Source organism: Nostoc sp. WHI (assembly GCF_015714725.1).
Classification (GTDB): Bacteria; Cyanobacteriota; Cyanobacteriia; order Cyanobacteriales; family Nostocaceae; genus Nostoc.
The window spans coordinates 1-16828 of the sequence record NZ_WBKM01000001.1; the positions used below are offsets into that span (position 1 = coordinate 1).

Sequence of the window (16828 nt, forward strand, 5' to 3'; positions counted from 1 at the left end):
CCACTCCCCACTCCCCCCAATTCAAACAATCGTGTTATCAGCTACAGTTATCTTCAAGGATTGTGGGCAATAATTTGGATAAATAACTAGAAATGCAGCTTTACCTGTAAAAGATGCTGCTGTTTCATGAAACCCCGAATTATTGTTTGTGGCTTAGGACTTACCGGATATAAAACCTTTCGTTTGCTGAGACAACAGGGAGCCTTCGTTGTTGGCATTCATCACCAATCCATCCCTGGTGAAACCGCAGGAGATGTGATTGTTGGGGAGTTACAAGCAGCTACTACCCTAATAGCAGCAGGAATCGAGCGGGCACACACTTTAGTAATCGCTGGATCTGACGATGCTCTGAACTTGTCAATTATGATGCAAGGGCGGGTGCTAAATCCCCAGATTCGGATTATTAACCGCTTCTATAATACAAATTTAGGGGAGCGCTTAGATCAAACTTTGACAGATCACTTGAGTATGAGTGTTGTGGGTTTGGCAGCACCAGTATTCACCTTTGCAGCACTAGGAAATAAAGCGATCGGGCAAATTAAATTATTTCAGCAAACTTGGCCAATCCACGAAGAATACATTGATGAAAATCATTTGTGGAAGGGTCGAAAGCTGAGTGAATTGTGGGAAGATCGATCGCGAATGCTGATTTATTACTTGCCAGTAGAAGGTGAGATAGATTTGATATCAGCTGTCATTTCTGGACAAGAGATCAAAGTAGGCGATCGCTTAATTATTGGCACTCAACCCCGCATCCGTTCCCCCCGCAGATCATTGATTAGAAAACTGCTGAAAGTCCTAACCAATTTTCGCCAGTTTCAGCAACACGGGCGCTCGGTAGTGGTGGGTGCTATTGTACTATTGGCAGTTATTGCGATCGCTACACTCACCTATATGTCGGCTGAGTTGAGTTTGTCTCCTGTTGATGCTCTATATTTTTCTGTAGGCATGATCACCGGAGCAGGTGGTAATGACAAAGTAGTAGAAAATGCTCCCAAAAGTATTAAGTTATTTACCGTTGTGATGATGTTGGTTGGAGCAGTGGTAATTGGTATTTGGTATGCAATGCTCACCGATTTTGTCCTGGGAAGCCGCTTTAAGCAATTTTGGGATGCAGCTCGAATTCCCCAGCGATCGCACTATATCGTCTGTGGCTTGAGTGGTATTGGGCTGAGAATTGTCCAGCAACTCCATGCCAGTGGACATGAAGTTGTAGTAGTTGAACCCGACTCCAACAACAAATATATTAATACCGCCCGCGAGCTGGGTATTCCCGTAATTCAGGGCGATGCCAGCTTCCGCACAATCCTCAAAGCCAGCAATATCGATTCTGCCGCCGCCGTACTTGCTGTTACTAACAACGATGCTACCAATCTGGAAATTGCCCTCAAAGCCAAAGGCTTGACACCCAGCATTCCGGTGATTGTTCATTATGCCGATCCCGATTTTGCTGGCATAGCGCAACATCTCTTTGACTTCGAGGCCGTACTGAGTCCAGCTGAACTCGCAGCTCCAGCTTTTGCCGCCGCTGCACTTGGGGGACGAATCCTTGGTAATGGCATCACAGCCGATAGTCTTTGGGTGGCCTTTGCGACTTTGATTACAACTTCACACGCCTTTTGCGGTCACTGGGTGAAAGATGTAGCCATGTCTGCTGACTGCGTACCTTTATACGTAGAGACGAATCACCAAACCCTTCACGGCTGGGATTTATTAGAAACCAACCTCAGCGCCGGCGATATTTTATATATGACAATGCCAGCGACGCGGCTATATCAATTGTGGCGTGACGAGCGAGTTTGCGAAACACACGCTTAATTAATTACGAATTACGTTAGCGTAGCGGTAGCGAGTCCGCGAGCGTCATTACGAATTACGAATTAATTTGATGCGATCGCAACCAAGCTACTAAATCCTGCGTAGTGGAGAAATCTAACAGAGCCTCACCAAGCGCTTCCACTTGGCTACTAGAAAGCTGCTGAATCTGTGCTTGCAACTGAGGAGAAACTGTACCCAATCGGCGCGTGAGTTGGCGCAGAGCTAATTTTACCCTTCCCTGTTGAATTCCCTGTTGAATTCCCTGTTGAATTCCTTGTTGAATTCCTTGTTGAACACCTTCTTGCAGAATTTCTTGATATAGGGGCGATTCGCGCATAAGTTCCTCCCTGAGAAATTGTCAAACTAGATCCTCTTCAAACTTAAGTCTTGCCAACACTTAATAATTACCCTGTTAGCCAGACTTTATTCACGCGATCGCAACCAAGCGACTAAATCCTGCGTAGTGGAGAAATCTAACAGAGCCTCACCAAGCGCTTCCACTTGGCTACTAGAAAGCTGCTGAATTTGTGCTTGCAACTGGGGAGAAACTGTACCCAATCGGCGCGTAAGTTGGCGCAGAGCTAGTGTAACTTCTCCTTGTTGAACACCTTGTTGAATTCCTTGTTGAACACCTTGTTGAATTCCTTGTTGAACACCTTGTTGAATTCCTTGTTGAACACCTTGTTGAACACCTTGTTGAATTCCTTGTTGAATTCCTTGTTGAATTCCTTGTTGAAAACCTTCTTGCAGAATTTCTTGATATAGGGGCGATTCCCGCATAAGTTCCTCCCTGAGAAATTGTCGAACTACATCTTCTTCAAACTTAAGTCTTGCCAACACTTCTACACACGCAGAAATATTTCTTTGTCTGTCTAGTTCTTTGATCATATCGATTCTGGCAGCCACTTGCTCTAACAAGGCTGGGGGAGAGTCTGTCTGAGCTAATACTGCTAAAGGCAGTAGTCCCGGATTTGTCAATAACAGAGATGGATCTTGTTCCCAAATCCTCACAACTCGGTAAGAGTGGAAAGTTCTACCCACGGCAAACTGGTTAACGTAGACTGCCTCGGAGGTAGTTTCCTTCAAAAAAATGACTACCTGCTCGATAGGACAATTATACTGGCGGTAAAGTCTGACCCAGTAATCCAACATCCGCAAGGGCAGAGATGGTTTAGAAGTAGGTACAGTCTGAAATTCTAAGTGGAGAATCTTGTTATGGTCTGGCAATAAGTAGACGACATCGGAGCGGATGGGTTCAAGGCTAAGTTCCGTAGGTAATGGCTGAATTGCAGTGATGTCGATATCAAATAGCCAATTCACAAAGGCATTTGGATACTCAGATGCCAAATAGCGACAGATATTATCGTAAGCCAAAAGAATCAGAGAATAAAATGGACTCTACAATTTTACGATTGTGTGTCTACTGTGGCGTACAGGCAAAGCGGATTGTCGTTAGACATCGCTCTTCAGTAGTTCAATGATGGAATGCGATCGCAAACTTTTGTCTATACTTTAACTACAAAGATTCCATCAAATCAATACACTTGTGCATTTGTTGGTGCATGGTTTCCTTATCAGCATGAAACCTCCGTCCATGACCTGGTAGCACCCACTCGAAAGAATAATTAGCCAAGTTACGCATTGATTTAATCTGTTCTGGCCAAGAATACCAGCAGAGACCGTGGAATGCAGCCAGTTGGTGCAAGCTTTCTGACCAAGCAAAATGGTCGCCACTGAACAGAAACTTATTTTTATAAAGTAGAACAGTTTGTCCTTTGGTGTGACCGGGAACTGGGATAATTAACAAATCTGGTGTCAAGGTAAATGGTTCAGAACCAGTTAACTGTATTTCTACATTGCGAGTACCCGCAGAAATATCATTAGCATGAAGAATGCGATCGCACTGAAAATGTTCAGCAAACTTTTGATGATCTGCCACATCATCCTTATGAGTTAGGTACATATAACGAATTCCACCCATCTCTTCTAAACGCTTGACTAAAGGCGGCGTAAACCGAGGGGAATCCACCAAAATGTTACCTTCTGGAAGTTGAATTAAATAACTAGCAGCACCGTAAGATTTTTCAGAATGATAGCCGCAATGGTAAACATTTTCTGCTACTAAAATCGGAAATCTTTCTTGAGCAACTTTGATATCTTTTGGTTTATCAACTGTGCCAATAGAACTAGTAGGACAAGCCAAAAGTGCTTCAAGCGCTGCTAATCTTTCCGCCTCATTCGTTGGTTGATGATGAACCACCGACTGTTCATCAACACGAGAAAAAACTTCAGGAGTCAGCCAGCGACAGGTATCACAATCAATACAGCTAGTATCTACATAGAAATCGCCGTTGACATTTTGAGAGCGACGCTGATTTAAATGAGCCATCTTATACCTCTCAATACATAGGGTGCAATCTACCTTATATTACTAAGCTAGCAAAAGTTAATTCAAATTGAACCCTCGCACAAGTCGTAGATGAGGTAGGTAAGAGCGAAGAAAATTATATCTTACATATCAGATAAGATAATAGTCCGCTTGACTCACCCTTATCGTAAATAAAAGGGTTTAAGACCCCAACCATTACACGTAGCGCGGAGTCGGAGCCACTCCGCCTCCGGTCAGTTTAAGTCGGGGTTTAAATCCCTGTCTGAAAATGTCTTTAATTACGAATTACGAATTACGAATTATTTAATCATCCTCTATACCCATGCCCCATAATCAATTTAAAAATCTACCCCTCTTTTAAGTTCTACACCTTGATTTGCATAGTGTTTGTGGCAGTAAACCTCTGAGTGGACGCTAGCCAAGTCGAAGTATGCTGGTTGATTTTGACAGCGGCCAGTGATAATGATTTCGGTGTCGCGGGGTTTGCGAAGCAAAGCTTGGACAATGGGTTCAACGGGGAGTAATTCTAAATCAACGGTGGGATTGAGTTCATCGAGAATAATAGTTTTATACAAACCAGAGGCGATCGCAACTTTAGCAATTTCCCAACCTCGTTCGGCTTCTACATAATCTAATTCTTGCCGAGAATTTCGCCAAACGATCGCATCTCGACCGCAACGCTGATGATCCACCACTTCTGGATATGACTGCTGCAAAGCGGCGATCGCGGCATCTTCTGTATAGCCACTACCACCTTTAAGCCACTGCATAATCAACACACGCGTAGACCCTGGATGGTTGATTCCCCTACCAATTGCCTGCAAAGCTTTACCTAAAGCGCTGGTAGATTTGCCTTTACCAGCACCAGTATAAATTTCAATTCCTTCAAGGAAGAGGGCTTTGGCTGTTGGGTGGTGGTGGGGTTTCATTTCAGAGTGTAAATCTGCAATATCAAGCAACTTTTGCGGCGCGGCGCGTCCAGTGGCAATGATTTCCAACTCTTGGGGTTTGGATTTTAATGTCTTCACCACTTCATCCACTGGTAGCAAACCTAGATCGAGGATGGGGTTAATTTCATCGAAGACGACAACTGAATATAAACCACTGGCGATCGCACCTTTGGCCACATCCCAACCCCGCGCTGCTTCCTCTCTGTCAAAGGCGGTAATTTCTTCTGGCCCAAAAAATTCGGCTCTCCCAGTGCGAACCTGGTCAATTAAATGGGGAAAGCCACGCTGCAAAGCTGCGATCGCGCCATCTTCGTCATAATCTCGTTCCGGCCCTTTTAAAAACCGCAGTAGTAAAACGCGGTTGGAATTGCTAGGTGTATTTATCCCCAAACCAATCGAGCGCAAAACCACCCCTAAAGCCGCTTGGGACTTACCTTTACCCACGCCATCGTAGACGTGAATTTGACCAATGAGCCGTTCATGACGCACTTGCGCCGTGCGAATACCGATACCGTTCCTTGTCATCTCTCAAAAAGCTCTAACGTGGCAGTCTTTAATCTTACCGAACGTCTTGTACTCTTAGGGAGAGAAACTGTCTCTTTAGCGCGTCCGTACAAAGGTCTGCTTGATGTATTAACAATATCAATAAGGGAATACTGCCACACCAGCATGATAAACGACAAGAACAATGCGATAATTTCCCCCATCATCCTCACTATCCCAGTTATACTCTCTACAGTTAGCCCTTACCGTTGATTATTTATGCCTGAAAATTGGATGCTTCCCAGGATTTTTCCCATTGGTGGAATTCTATTTGACTATTTATTTGTACTGATTGCTATCCCCATCGAAGCATATGTCTTGCACAATCGACTAAAATTTGACAAAAGAACTAGCATTTTTTATGCTGTTTCTATCAATTTGTTTTCTAGCGTAATTGGTTGGTTAATATTTTTTCTATCAGAACCAAGGATGCCGATACAAGTCAAATCAGAATTAATTAATTATATGTTTTTTAATAATTTTAAATCGCCTAATACACAAACTTTAATTATCTTAACTGCCTTTGTAATTTTCTTTACTACTTTTTTAATGAAATTCTTCATTTTAAGGGTTTTACTACTATCATTAAATGAACCAGGAGCTAAAAAAGAAGAGGAATCCCAAATATCTCAGAGGCGGCGATGGCGTAGTTTGAGCAATCTTAAATTACAAAATACTTACTTAGTTACTACTATATTAATAGCAAATTCCCTCAGTTATACTGCTATAACTATTATTTTATTATTTCGCTCAAAGTAGCAACAATTTGCTTGTTGAATTTAGAGGAAGTCTAGTGGTTTAATTAATCAAGTGTAGGGAAAAATATGAATACACTACTTAAAGATGTCTTTAAGGTTTTCAAATTTACTGAAGGGCTTTATGCCGGAATTAGAAAGATATTAGTTCCAGAAAAAGCTTATTCTTGGCAGACATTTATTTATCTGAGTGTTTTTTCTTTGATACTTTCATATTTTGCTATAGGTTATATAAAAGATATAATTGCATTTTTCGGTTGGTTATTTTTAATTGCTGGGACAGCTTGGTATACAACTGAAGATCCTTTGAGAGTTCCTGGTACTTTTATGCCAGTCGGAGCAGTGATCACTGGATTTTTAGTAAGTGTTTTTGCATTTGGAAATCAAGAGGATGTTATTACACCAAGAACAATAGTTTTTTGGCCGACAATTTCAGCACTAATTACGGCAATACCAGAATTTATCGAAGGAAATGACACCGACGCTAAAGCTCGAATTCCTAAGCCAGAAGATCGCCAAAGAATCATAATTCTAGTTGCTAGTAGTATGCTGCTAAGTTGCTGGATTCAGTTTTATTTTGTAACGGATAATTGGTTACGACAATATCCGAGCTTGCAGTCAGATACTTTTAAGCGTAGTAACTTTGTTGTCGGAACCGAAGAAACAGTAAAAATCCCAATAAACGGCGTTATAATTCTAGAAAAACTTCAACCAATAGTAATAGAACAAATAGCTGAAACACCTTGGTCAGAAGTAGAGAAATGGCTGCTCCCGCCAGATGTGAAACAGCAGGTTGGATCTCTGGGTAGAGAAGTAATTCAAAAAAACCTGGGGCAATATGAAGAAAAGGAACTATGGCGCGTTGAACCGCGTGTAGCTAATATTAAGTCTGGGTATATATTAGATTTATTAAGTATTTGGACAGGCCCTAGTTCTAATCCACGGGGCTATTACTTGAAAAAATCTTGTCAGATTGAACCAGTTGCAGCAGCCAATAATTCAGGGAATAAGATTACAGTTGCCGAAATTAAATGCGATCGCGGCAGTAAATTAAGTGCTGGATCACCGTCTCCGCAGGAGGGAGGAGAGGGGTAAGGTGAGACACGGGGACAAAGAGAATAACCATGCACAAATGACAAATGAGTATTAACAGAATTTTTGTATTAGCAAAGAATGTGTTTCAGGAAGTGGTACGCGATCGCATCCTATATATTATTGGTTTTTATGCGCTAATGCTCGCCATTGCCTTCCGCGTCCTTCCTGAGTTTGCAGCTACGACTGAAGACAAAATGTTTTTAGATTTTGGGATGGCGGCGATGAATGCCATCGGGTTAATTGTGACAATATTTGTTGGTACGGGACTGGTTAATAAAGAAGTTGAAAAACGCACTATCTTGATGTTAATTGCTAAACCTGTCACTCGCAGCGAAATTATCGTCGGCAAATACTTGGGTTTATCCGCAATCCTAGCTGTACTTGTCGCCACGATGACAGCAATTTATCTGGTATTTCTGCAATTTGGTAACATTCCTCATCCAACGGCGAGCATTTTAATTGCTGCAATTTTCTTATTTTTGCAGTTGTCATTAATGACTGCTGTGGCTATTGCATTCGGCGTTTTTACCGCTTCTCTGTTAGCGACTGTTTTAACATTTGCAGTATATTTAATCGGCAATATTACTCAAGATTTAGTACAACTTGGTCGTCTTAGTCGCAACCCTGGGATGGAACGTTTAACTCAAGGTTTGTTTATCATATTGCCAGATTTATCTCGATTAGATTTCAAAAATGATGCCGTTTATGGTCTGCAAGCACTACCTGATATAACTGGACTGATTACAAATGCTGGCTATGGCTTAGTTTATGGTGTCATGTTGTTAGCGATCGCTATCCTTATTTTCTCACAACGCGAGTTTTAGTCATTGGGCATTTGGGCAAAAGAGCAAACAATAAAGTTATTCTTTCCTAACTCTTGTGCAGACGCGATTAATCGCGTCTCTACTCATAAATCACTATCTGAGGTTGTTCAACTGTACCATCAGGCATGATAGTATCCCGTAACTTTGCATAAATCAGGTTTGTCTTTAAAAGGTTTGTCTTAGTTAAGTTTGCCTTAGTTAAGTTTGCCCATGTAAAGTCTGCACCAATTAAATTAGCCTCAGTTAAATTAGCTTCTAGTAATATTGCTCCACATAGCTTTGCTCCTGCGAGATTTGCAAAACTTAAGTTAGCTTCAATTAGCGACGCTTCAATTAATTGGGCTTCACTTAAGTCTGCTTCTCTCAAATCCGCAGCACATAAAGAAGTGCCCCAAAGGTTACTACCTGTAAATTTTACCCGCCACAAGAAAGCTCCACACAAATTTGCTTGCCTTAAGTCAGCATTAATTAAATTAGCTTCGCACAAAGAGGCTTCATACAAATTAGCTCCACGTAAACTAGCTTGCATCAAATTTGCGCCACTTAAATTAGCACGAACAAGGACACAACCGCATAGATTTGCACCACGCAAATCAGATCCTATGAAGTTAACACCACTTAAATCAACTCCTTTCAGGTCGATTCCACTTAAGTCACATCCACTCAAATCTTGGTGCTGAAAACGTTTATTTGTGATTTGATTTAAGATAAATTCCTGCTTGTCAGCATAATTTTTCATGGTATTCACCTATGGGTGTAATTTATCTCAAAGGTTGACTGTGACAGTTACCGTATCTTGAGAGTACACCGCAAATGTGGATAAGTTCGGTAGATAATCAAAAATAAATTCCGAAAAAATCGCCAATAACTTGAAAACACGTTCTTTAAGTGGTTTTTAAAACAAAAAATGCTGACTTAAGTCAGGAAATATTGATAAGTCATTCAGCGCAATTGACGATTAGGTTTGTTAAGGCATCAATCAGGCGATCGCTTTCCATTGGTATAATGTCTTTGCCATGCATTACATTCTGAGCAATATGAAAATGCACTAATGTACCTAACAGAATCCTCGCTGTTGCCTCTGGATCTTTGATTTTTAGTTCTGGATGCGCGGCTAAATATCCACTGAGAGCTTCCAGCACTGGTTTATTCATCGCCCGAACACAAATCTGAGCTAACTCAGGAAAGCGACCAGACTCTCCAATTAGCACTCGCATAAATGCACAGTGTTCCTGGTCGTTAGTCATCTGTTTTAATGCTTTGGTTGCTAACTGACGCAGTATGATTTTTGGTTCTCCCTCAATAGGTTCCGTACCAAAAATAAAGTTGAACTTTTTGCTTGCCAGGTGTTCTATCAGTACTTTAAAAAGTCCTTCTTTATCTTGAAAGTGGCTGTAAACTGTCGCTTTAGAAACACTGGCTGCTACTGCTACCCGATCCATACTTGTACCAGCATAACCATGTTGGAGAAACTCCTGCATTGCCCCTTGCAGAATTTGCTCCACTTTATCAACGGGATTGTCTCGAACAACTTCGCCAGCTTTGATGCGTACCATTTATTAATTATCCTTTCTTATAAACAATTTATTTCTGATCACAATCTCTTGACTAAACTACTCCGTTTAGTTTAGCATAAATTGAACTGAACGGTTTAGTAAAAAAATCCTGCTGCGAAGAGGAAAATCAGATGACACAAAACTTCAAATTAGAGGAATTACAGTCTTCCCAAAATATTTTTCGATCGCCTATCACACTAGCAATAATTACATCAATGCTAGTAAGTGGAGCCAGTGTTTACACGGTGCTAAAGTTTCAGAGTCAGTCTAAAGCCAGCCAAGAAGTGCCAGTAGCTATTCAGCCAGTGGTCAAAACAGTGACAGCATTGGGTCGGCTGGAACCAAATGGAGAGGTAATCAAACTGTCTGCACCTTCTTCTAATGAAGGAAACCGGGTTGAGCAACTGTTGGTGAAAGAAGGCGATCGCGTTAAAGTTGAACAGGTAATTGCGATTATGGACAGTCGCGATCGCTTACAAGCTAGTTTGGGTGAAGTCCAAGAACAAGTTCAAGTAGCTAAATCCCGCCTAGAGCAGGTGAAAGCGGGAGCCAAGCAAGGAGAAATTGGAGCGCGACAAGCTACAGTGAACCGTTTACAAGTAGAACTAGAAGGAAACGTCAAAACTCAGCAAGCCACAATTAATCGCCTAGAAGCAGAATTGCAAGGGCAGCAAAAAAGCTTACAAGCAACGGTGTCTCGCGTCGCAGCCGAGAGACGCAACGCCCAAGCCAACGTGCAACGTTACGAAAGTTTATACAAAGCAGGGGCAATTTCCAGTCAAGAAGTTGATACCAGACGTTTGAGCGCAGAAACTTCCACTCAGCAGTTAATCGAAAGCCAAGCCACCCAGACAAGAACTATAACTACCATAGAACAGCAGATTAACGAAGCAAAAGCTAATCGGGATAAAACCCTCGCCACCTTACAACAGCAGATTAACGAAGCAAAAGCCACCCTGAACCAAACCTCTGAAGTCCGTCCCACAGATGTAGCCAATGCCCAAGCAGAGGTAGACAGCGCCCAAGCTACCGTCAAGAAAATGAAAGCAGAATTAAATCAGGCATACATCCGCGCTCCCAAAACAGGACAAATTCTGAAGATTAATACACGAGCCGGAGAAACCGTTAGCAATGACGGGATTGTGGAACTAGGTCAAACCGAACAAATGTATGCAGTTGCAGAAGTCTACCAAAGTGATATTAACAAAGTGCGATCGGGTCAACGGGTTAAGATAATCAGTGATTCCCTCTCTGGAGAATTACAGGGAACCGTGGATTGGATTGGGATGCAAGTGCAGCGACAAAATCTGATTAATAGTGACCCTTCTAGTAATATTGACGGCAGGGTAGTAGAAGTTCATGTGCGATTAAATGAAGCATCTAGCACCAAAGCTGGCAAATTGACCAATCTGCAAGTCAAGGCGGTGATTGAACTATGATTGGATTTATTCAACAATTGCAGAGGCGAACCCCTCTTGGTTGGCTGCAACTAAGTCATGAAAAAGGTCGTTTATTGGTAGCATTGTCAGGCATTGCCTTTGCAGATGTTCTGATGTTTATGCAACTAGGATTTCAGTCTGCCTTATTTGAAAGTAACACTAGGTTGCATCAAAGTATGCAGGCTGATATGTTTGTAATCAGTCCCCAAGCACGTAACCTGGCTAATATGTCCAGCTTTACGCGGCGACGACTCTATCAGGCAATGGATATACCGGGGGTCAAGTCGGCAGAAGGTATGTATGTTAATATTGTGGATTGGAAAAATCCCCAAACACGTAATAAGACAACAGTTTTAGTTATGGGTTTCAATCCAGACAAGCAAGTGTTTAACTTAGCGGATGTGAATCGCCAACAAGATACTATTAAACTACCAGATACCGTTCTTTTTGATCGCGCCTCCAGAGGAGATTATCAAGAAGCGATCGCTCAAATTGATCAGGGTAAAACTGTCACCACCGAAATAGAACGGCGGACGACTACCATTAGCGGTTTATTTACAGTTGGCGCTTCTTTTATAGCTGATGGTACTTTGATCACCAGCGACCAAAACTTTTTACGACTATTTCCCAGGCGAGAAGCTAGCGGTGTCAGTCTCGGTTTGGTGCAACTACAACCAGGCTATGATCCAAATCAGATGAAAACAGCTTTAAATTCCCATTTAGGTAATGATGTCAAAGTTTTAACCAAAGCAGAATTTATCGAATTTGAAAAATATTATTGGCAGACAAATACTGCCATTGGGTTTATCTTTAGCTTGGGTGTAGCGATGGGATTTATGGTGGGCGTGATTATCGTCTATCAAGTTCTGTCTACAGATGTGAATTCTCATATAAAAGAATACGCCACTTTCAAAGCAATGGGATATAACAATCTCTACTTATTAGGTGTGGTCTTTGAAGAAGCGATAATTTTAGCAGTGCTGGGCTTTATTCCAGGAGCGATCGCACCATTGGGACTTTACTATCTAACTCGGAATGCCACCAATTTACCACTTTATATGACCCTAGCGCGAGCCTTGACAGTATTAGCGCTAACCATGATTATGTGCATAATTTCTGGTGCGATCGCCACTCGCAAATTACAGTCCGCCGACCCCGCCGACATGTTTTAAAAATGGGCATTGGGCATAAAAATACTTACCCAATTCCCAATTCAAAATCTAAAATTTAAAATCTAAAATTAGTATGTCTCCCGTCATCTCTGTTAAAAATCTCGACCATTACTTTGGTCATGGTCAACTCCGTAAACAAGTTCTCTTTGATATCAACCTAGAAATTAACGCTGGCGAAATTATTATTATGACTGGGCCTTCGGGTTCTGGTAAAACTACACTTCTCACCTTAGTAGGTGGATTGCGTTCTGCCCAGTCTGGTAGTTTGCAGATATTGGGACAAGAACTTTGTGGCGCTAATCCAGCAAAACTTACCCAGGCGCGACGCAATAACGGTTATATATTCCAAGCGCACAACTTGCACGGTAGCTTGACAGTACTCCAGAACGTCAGAATGGGCTTGGAAGTCCACAAAAATATTTCGCCGCCAGAAATGAAAACTCGGTCAGCCCAATTGTTAGAGGAGGTAGGATTAGGGAATCGCCTCAACTATTATCCTGATGATTTATCTGGAGGACAAAAACAAAGAGTTGCGATCGCGCGGGCGTTGGTCAGTCGTCCTAAAATTGTCTTAGCGGATGAACCCACCGCCGCCCTTGACAGCAAATCGGGGCGAGATGTAGTCAACTTGATGCAAAAACTAGCAAAAGAACAAGGCTGTACCATTCTTTTAGTCACTCATGACAACCGCATTCTCGATATCGCCGATCGCATAGTTCACATGGAAGATGGCAAACTAGTAAATGATCATGCTGTTGTCTCAGCAGTTTAAAGGAACAGGCAATGATACAGTATGAACGTTGTCAAAAATTAATAACTAATGACTAACGATCTTACTGAAAACTTAAAACAGTCTTGTGCTGATTTGTTAATGATGAGCGAGTCAGAGTACCCTTTTGAGGTTTTCTTATGGACTGGTGAAGCTAACAATCTGACAACTCAGAAACTACTCCAGCTAACAGACCATCCCGAAGACTCACCAGTTGAAGAAGTAGCTTTAGATTATTTCTTTCGGAATTGTGCCTATGAAAAAGAGTGGCACGACGAACCACAGAAACAGAATGTTAAAAAATTTCAAACACTTGTCCAGACGCTTAAAGATAACCTCAATGAAATCAATATTTATCGCATAGGTACGATAAATATTGATGTTTATATCATCGGCAAAACCCCATCTGGAGATTTAGCAGGGCTTTCTACCAAAATTGTGGAAACCTAGCAGCTAATTCGTAATTCGTAATTAATTGACATAAGTTAATAATTACGAATTACGAATTACGTTAGCGTAGCGGTAGCGAGTCCGCGTTCGCTTTTAGCGTCTCGTAGAGAGCGTCATTACGAATTATATTAAGGTTGTGTGTCAACTGTAGATTCAATTACAGATTGAACAGATGTTGATACATTAGATAATAAATTGAAGCCTGTATTGGATTCAATTGAGTCAACAGAGACTCTATATTGTCTCCAATCCACGTTTCTTATGCCTTGAGTGTTGGGCATATTAACGGCAATAACCCTCGTGCTAGTCGTAACCGACGCCGCAGTACCTGGGCCGTCTAGTACCACAATAACCTTCCAAGTTCTATTAGGAACTTCAACTCTGCCATTAGCAATTGTAGTTCTTGTGCCATTGGAACCAGTTCCACCAACGCCGTAGGCTCCAGAAATAATATATAGTTCTTTCCCTTGGCTTACTAAGGTTCTCGCGTAGTTTTCTAGCACTGCCCAAGGCCCCTGATTATTGTCCGGTGACTGTGGCACTATATTCGTCATCAGAAAAGTTGCAGAGTTATCCGTCACTGTCCTTGTTCTGTCAGCAGAGGGTGTCATGTGTCCTCTGTCAAACCCGCTACCAGAATACTCAGAACCACCTATGCGATTGCATCCTGCTGGGAGGGTGGTATCAGCGCGGAAGTCGTCTTGCCTTGGCGCTGAACCCAGCCACGAGGAATTTAGCTGCCAAGACACCCAATTTGGAATCCCTTTGATGCAGCTGTAACTCAGCGCATACTGGAATTTTGATAATAAATAATTGCTTGTGCTTGTTGTTCCAGCACTACTTGGATTGCCCATGTTTAAATGCTGTGCTTGTGCTTTAGTTGGGCTTAAAGACCCGATCAAAGCTATAGGTAAGGCTACAGTTACACAAGGCAGCAGAAATTTAAAAAGACTAGTTTTTTTCATGTGTTTAGTATTTGAATACCTAATTAGTGTCTATTACTTGACTCTCAGACATCAAGTTAAGACTTACGTACTATACAAATGACTCATCTTGTGTATTACGTAAATAGGTTGTTTCAGCCTTTTACAAACTATCCTTTGTTAGTTGCGTAAGCTATGTCTACGGGAGGCTGCGCCAACGGCAAGCTCATACCAATTTGAAAAAAGAATGCGACAAATAGACCATCTGTAGAGACGCAATTCATCGCGTCTTTACTCAAGGATGTGTTGCAATCATTAATTGAATTGGTATCAATGACCACCGCAGGCATTGCAAAAACTTACTTAAGTTACATCTGATACCAATTTGAAAAAATAATCCGACAAATAGACCATCTGTAGAGACGCGATGAATCGCGTCTCTATCCAAGGATGTGTTGCAAGCATTAATTGAATTGGTATGATTGTTGGCGCTGTTACAACCCGTAATTTTAAAACCGTTTACTATACCTGAGTACTTTCATAAAACAAAAGTAGTTTGCTAAGAACTTAACGATTCAAAATTCAAAATTAAAGACATTTTTAGGCGGGGATTTAAACCTAAAGAAGTATAGGACTATAATTTGATTTTTGAAAAAACTCCGTACTATTTCCCCCTTTTTAAGGGTGACTAAAGGGGATCATTAAGGACTGTGCACCTTAACTGAACCGTATTGTCTTGCCTCTCGCCTGCCTACGTAAATAAGTTAAAAAATAAGTTCAAAAATCAAATTGGATTGCTATAGGAATTAGCAAATAAGTCCTGAGAAAAATCTAATCTGTTCTCTTTTCTGCGCCACTAGTTAAGAGGTAATCTATGGTGCGAAACTCAAAGTTAGGGTACAGAACGTTCCCTAAATTTATTCTGCGTCCGTCCGTTGCTATAGGTATAATTGCATTTTTATTGGTAGGTGGAATCAGTTTTTATATAGTAAAACGCTGGCAAAATTATGCAACTCAAGAAGCACAAGTGCCAGCAACACAATTACCACAGTTAAAAACGGTAACAGCTTTAGGGCGGATCGAACCACAGGGAAAGGTAATTAAACTGTCTGCTGCGGTGTCTGTGGAAGGAAGTCGGGTAGAAAAGTTGTTGGTGAAGGAGGGGGATAGGATAAAGGCAGGACAAGTGATTGCGATTTTAAACAGCCGCGATCGCCTGCAAGCAGCATTAAAAGAAGCGCAAGAACAAGTAAAAGTAGCCCAGGCAAACCTAAACCGCATCCAAGCGGGTGCTAAACGCGGTGAAATTGCTGCCCAAAAAGCCGCGATCGCTCGCCTAGAAGCAGAACGCCAAGGTGATATTAATGCCCAAGCAGCGACAATTGAGCGATTCCAAGCCGAAGTGCGTAATGCCCAAGTAGAAGACGAACGTTATCAGAAACTATCTCAACAGGGAGCAATTTCTGCCTCTCAACGGGACAGTAAGCGTTTAAGTTTAGAAACCGCCCAAAAAAGTCTGCAAGAAGCACAGGCACTATTAAATCGCACCCAATTAACTAGTCAGCAACGAATCAAAGAAGCCACAGCAACACTCGATGAAATCGCCGAAGTGCGCGGAGTGGATGTAGCAGCTTCCCAAGCAGAAATCAATCGTGCCATAGCAGCGATGAATCTGGCAAAAGCTAATTTAAAACAGGCAGAGGTGCGATCGCCCCAAAATGGACAGATATTCGAGATCCACACCCATCCGGGAGAATTAGTATCAAATGATGGCATTGCTGATATCGGGCAAACTAGCCAAATGTATGTCATAGCCGAAGTCTACGAAAGCGATATTGGCAAAGTGCATTCAGGGCAACAAGTGCGAATATTTGGTGATTACCTCCCCATTGAATTGCACGGAATCGTAAATCGTAAAGGCTTGCAAGTGCGGCGTCAAAATGTCATTAACACCGATCCCGTCAGCAATATCGACAACAGAGTAGTAGAAGTTCATATCCGACTAGATCAAGCCTCCAGCCGAAAAGCAGCCACCTTAACCAATATGCAAGTTAAAGCAGTAATTGAGTTGTAAAAGGGGAGTGGGGAGTGGGGAGTGGGAAGTGAGTCTTTGAGGTGGATGAATGAGTATCAAAGGTGGATGAA

At 41.9% G+C, this 16828-nt stretch carries 16 protein-coding genes; 9 read left to right on the forward strand and 7 right to left on the reverse strand.

Annotated elements, in window-relative coordinates:
• The first annotated feature begins 126 nt into the window (after positions 1–126).
• Positions 127–1818 carry an NAD-binding protein gene (locus F8S12_RS00005; RefSeq protein WP_196514184.1) on the forward strand — a complete coding sequence of 564 codons (1692 nt, stop codon included), beginning with the start codon at positions 127–129 and terminating at the stop codon, positions 1816–1818.
• A 55-nt stretch (positions 1819–1873) separates the two neighbouring features.
• Here the strand turns inward: F8S12_RS00005 and F8S12_RS00010 are convergent, their stop codons facing one another.
• The 4 genes from F8S12_RS00010 to F8S12_RS00025 form a co-directional block, all read right to left on the reverse strand.
• Positions 1874–2155: a DUF4351 domain-containing protein gene (locus F8S12_RS00010; RefSeq protein ID WP_196514185.1), complete on the reverse strand. Its 282-nt coding sequence runs from the start codon at positions 2153–2155 to the stop codon at positions 1874–1876.
• Between the two features lie 86 nt (positions 2156–2241).
• Positions 2242–3192, reverse strand: coding sequence for an Rpn family recombination-promoting nuclease/putative transposase (locus F8S12_RS00015; RefSeq protein WP_196514186.1), 951 nt, complete (start codon positions 3190–3192; stop codon positions 2242–2244).
• Positions 3193–3334: 142 nt separating this feature from the next.
• Positions 3335–4207: an MBL fold metallo-hydrolase gene (locus F8S12_RS00020; protein ID WP_196514187.1), complete on the reverse strand. Its 873-nt coding sequence runs from the start codon at positions 4205–4207 to the stop codon at positions 3335–3337.
• 338 nt (positions 4208–4545) lie between these two features.
• Positions 4546–5682 carry a cob(I)yrinic acid a,c-diamide adenosyltransferase gene (locus tag F8S12_RS00025; RefSeq protein ID WP_196514188.1) on the reverse strand — a complete coding sequence of 379 codons (1137 nt, stop codon included), beginning with the start codon at positions 5680–5682 and terminating at the stop codon, positions 4546–4548.
• A gap of 237 nt (positions 5683–5919) precedes the next feature.
• Here F8S12_RS00025 and fraC point away from each other — a divergent pair, with 237 nt between their 5' ends.
• The 3 genes from fraC to F8S12_RS00040 all read left to right on the forward strand — a co-directional run bounded on the left by fraC (position 5920) and on the right by F8S12_RS00040 (position 8374).
• Positions 5920–6459: a filament integrity protein FraC gene (fraC, locus tag F8S12_RS00030; protein ID WP_196514189.1), complete on the forward strand. Its 540-nt coding sequence runs from the start codon at positions 5920–5922 to the stop codon at positions 6457–6459.
• Between the two features lie 65 nt (positions 6460–6524).
• Positions 6525–7550 carry a septal junction protein FraD gene (fraD, locus tag F8S12_RS00035; protein ID WP_196514190.1) on the forward strand — a complete coding sequence of 342 codons (1026 nt, stop codon included), beginning with the start codon at positions 6525–6527 and terminating at the stop codon, positions 7548–7550.
• A 44-nt stretch (positions 7551–7594) separates the two neighbouring features.
• Positions 7595–8374, forward strand: coding sequence for an ABC transporter permease (locus F8S12_RS00040; RefSeq protein ID WP_196514191.1), 780 nt, complete (start codon positions 7595–7597; stop codon positions 8372–8374).
• A 79-nt stretch (positions 8375–8453) separates the two neighbouring features.
• Here F8S12_RS00040 and F8S12_RS00045 read toward each other — a convergent pair whose 3' ends face one another.
• Both F8S12_RS00045 and F8S12_RS00050 read right to left on the reverse strand, forming a co-directional pair.
• Positions 8454–9113 carry a pentapeptide repeat-containing protein gene (locus tag F8S12_RS00045; protein ID WP_196514192.1) on the reverse strand — a complete coding sequence of 220 codons (660 nt, stop codon included), beginning with the start codon at positions 9111–9113 and terminating at the stop codon, positions 8454–8456.
• 199 nt (positions 9114–9312) lie between these two features.
• Positions 9313–9930, reverse strand: a complete 618-nt coding sequence (locus tag F8S12_RS00050; RefSeq protein WP_196514193.1) for a TetR/AcrR family transcriptional regulator — start codon at positions 9928–9930, stop codon at positions 9313–9315.
• A gap of 131 nt (positions 9931–10061) precedes the next feature.
• Here F8S12_RS00050 and F8S12_RS00055 point away from each other — a divergent pair, with 131 nt between their 5' ends.
• From F8S12_RS00055 to F8S12_RS00070, 4 genes are all read left to right on the forward strand, one after another.
• The gene (locus F8S12_RS00055; RefSeq protein WP_196514194.1) at positions 10062–11369 is read left to right on the forward strand and encodes an ABC exporter membrane fusion protein; all 1308 of its coding nucleotides are present in this window, start codon (positions 10062–10064) and stop codon (positions 11367–11369) included.
• The gene (devC, locus tag F8S12_RS00060; protein ID WP_196514195.1) at positions 11366–12541 is read left to right on the forward strand and encodes an ABC transporter permease DevC; all 1176 of its coding nucleotides are present in this window, start codon (positions 11366–11368) and stop codon (positions 12539–12541) included. The genes F8S12_RS00055 and devC overlap by 4 nt, the downstream gene beginning before the upstream one ends.
• A gap of 73 nt (positions 12542–12614) precedes the next feature.
• Complete coding sequence (locus F8S12_RS00065; RefSeq protein WP_196514196.1) at positions 12615–13313, forward strand: DevA family ABC transporter ATP-binding protein; 699 nt, start codon at positions 12615–12617, stop codon at positions 13311–13313.
• 48 nt (positions 13314–13361) lie between these two features.
• Positions 13362–13760 carry a nuclease A inhibitor family protein gene (locus tag F8S12_RS00070; RefSeq protein ID WP_196514197.1) on the forward strand — a complete coding sequence of 133 codons (399 nt, stop codon included), beginning with the start codon at positions 13362–13364 and terminating at the stop codon, positions 13758–13760.
• A 128-nt stretch (positions 13761–13888) separates the two neighbouring features.
• On the opposite strand, the gene F8S12_RS00075 is transcribed toward F8S12_RS00070, so the two are convergent.
• On the reverse strand, positions 13889–14725 hold the full coding sequence (locus F8S12_RS00075; RefSeq protein WP_196514198.1) for a DNA/RNA non-specific endonuclease: 837 nt from the start codon (positions 14723–14725) through the stop codon (positions 13889–13891).
• An 832-nt stretch (positions 14726–15557) separates the two neighbouring features.
• On the opposite strand from F8S12_RS00075, the gene F8S12_RS00080 reads away from it, so the two are divergent.
• Entirely contained in the window at positions 15558–16757 is a 1200-nt protein-coding gene (locus tag F8S12_RS00080; protein ID WP_196514199.1) for an ABC exporter membrane fusion protein, read from the forward strand.
• Positions 16758–16828: the final 71 nt, after the last annotated feature.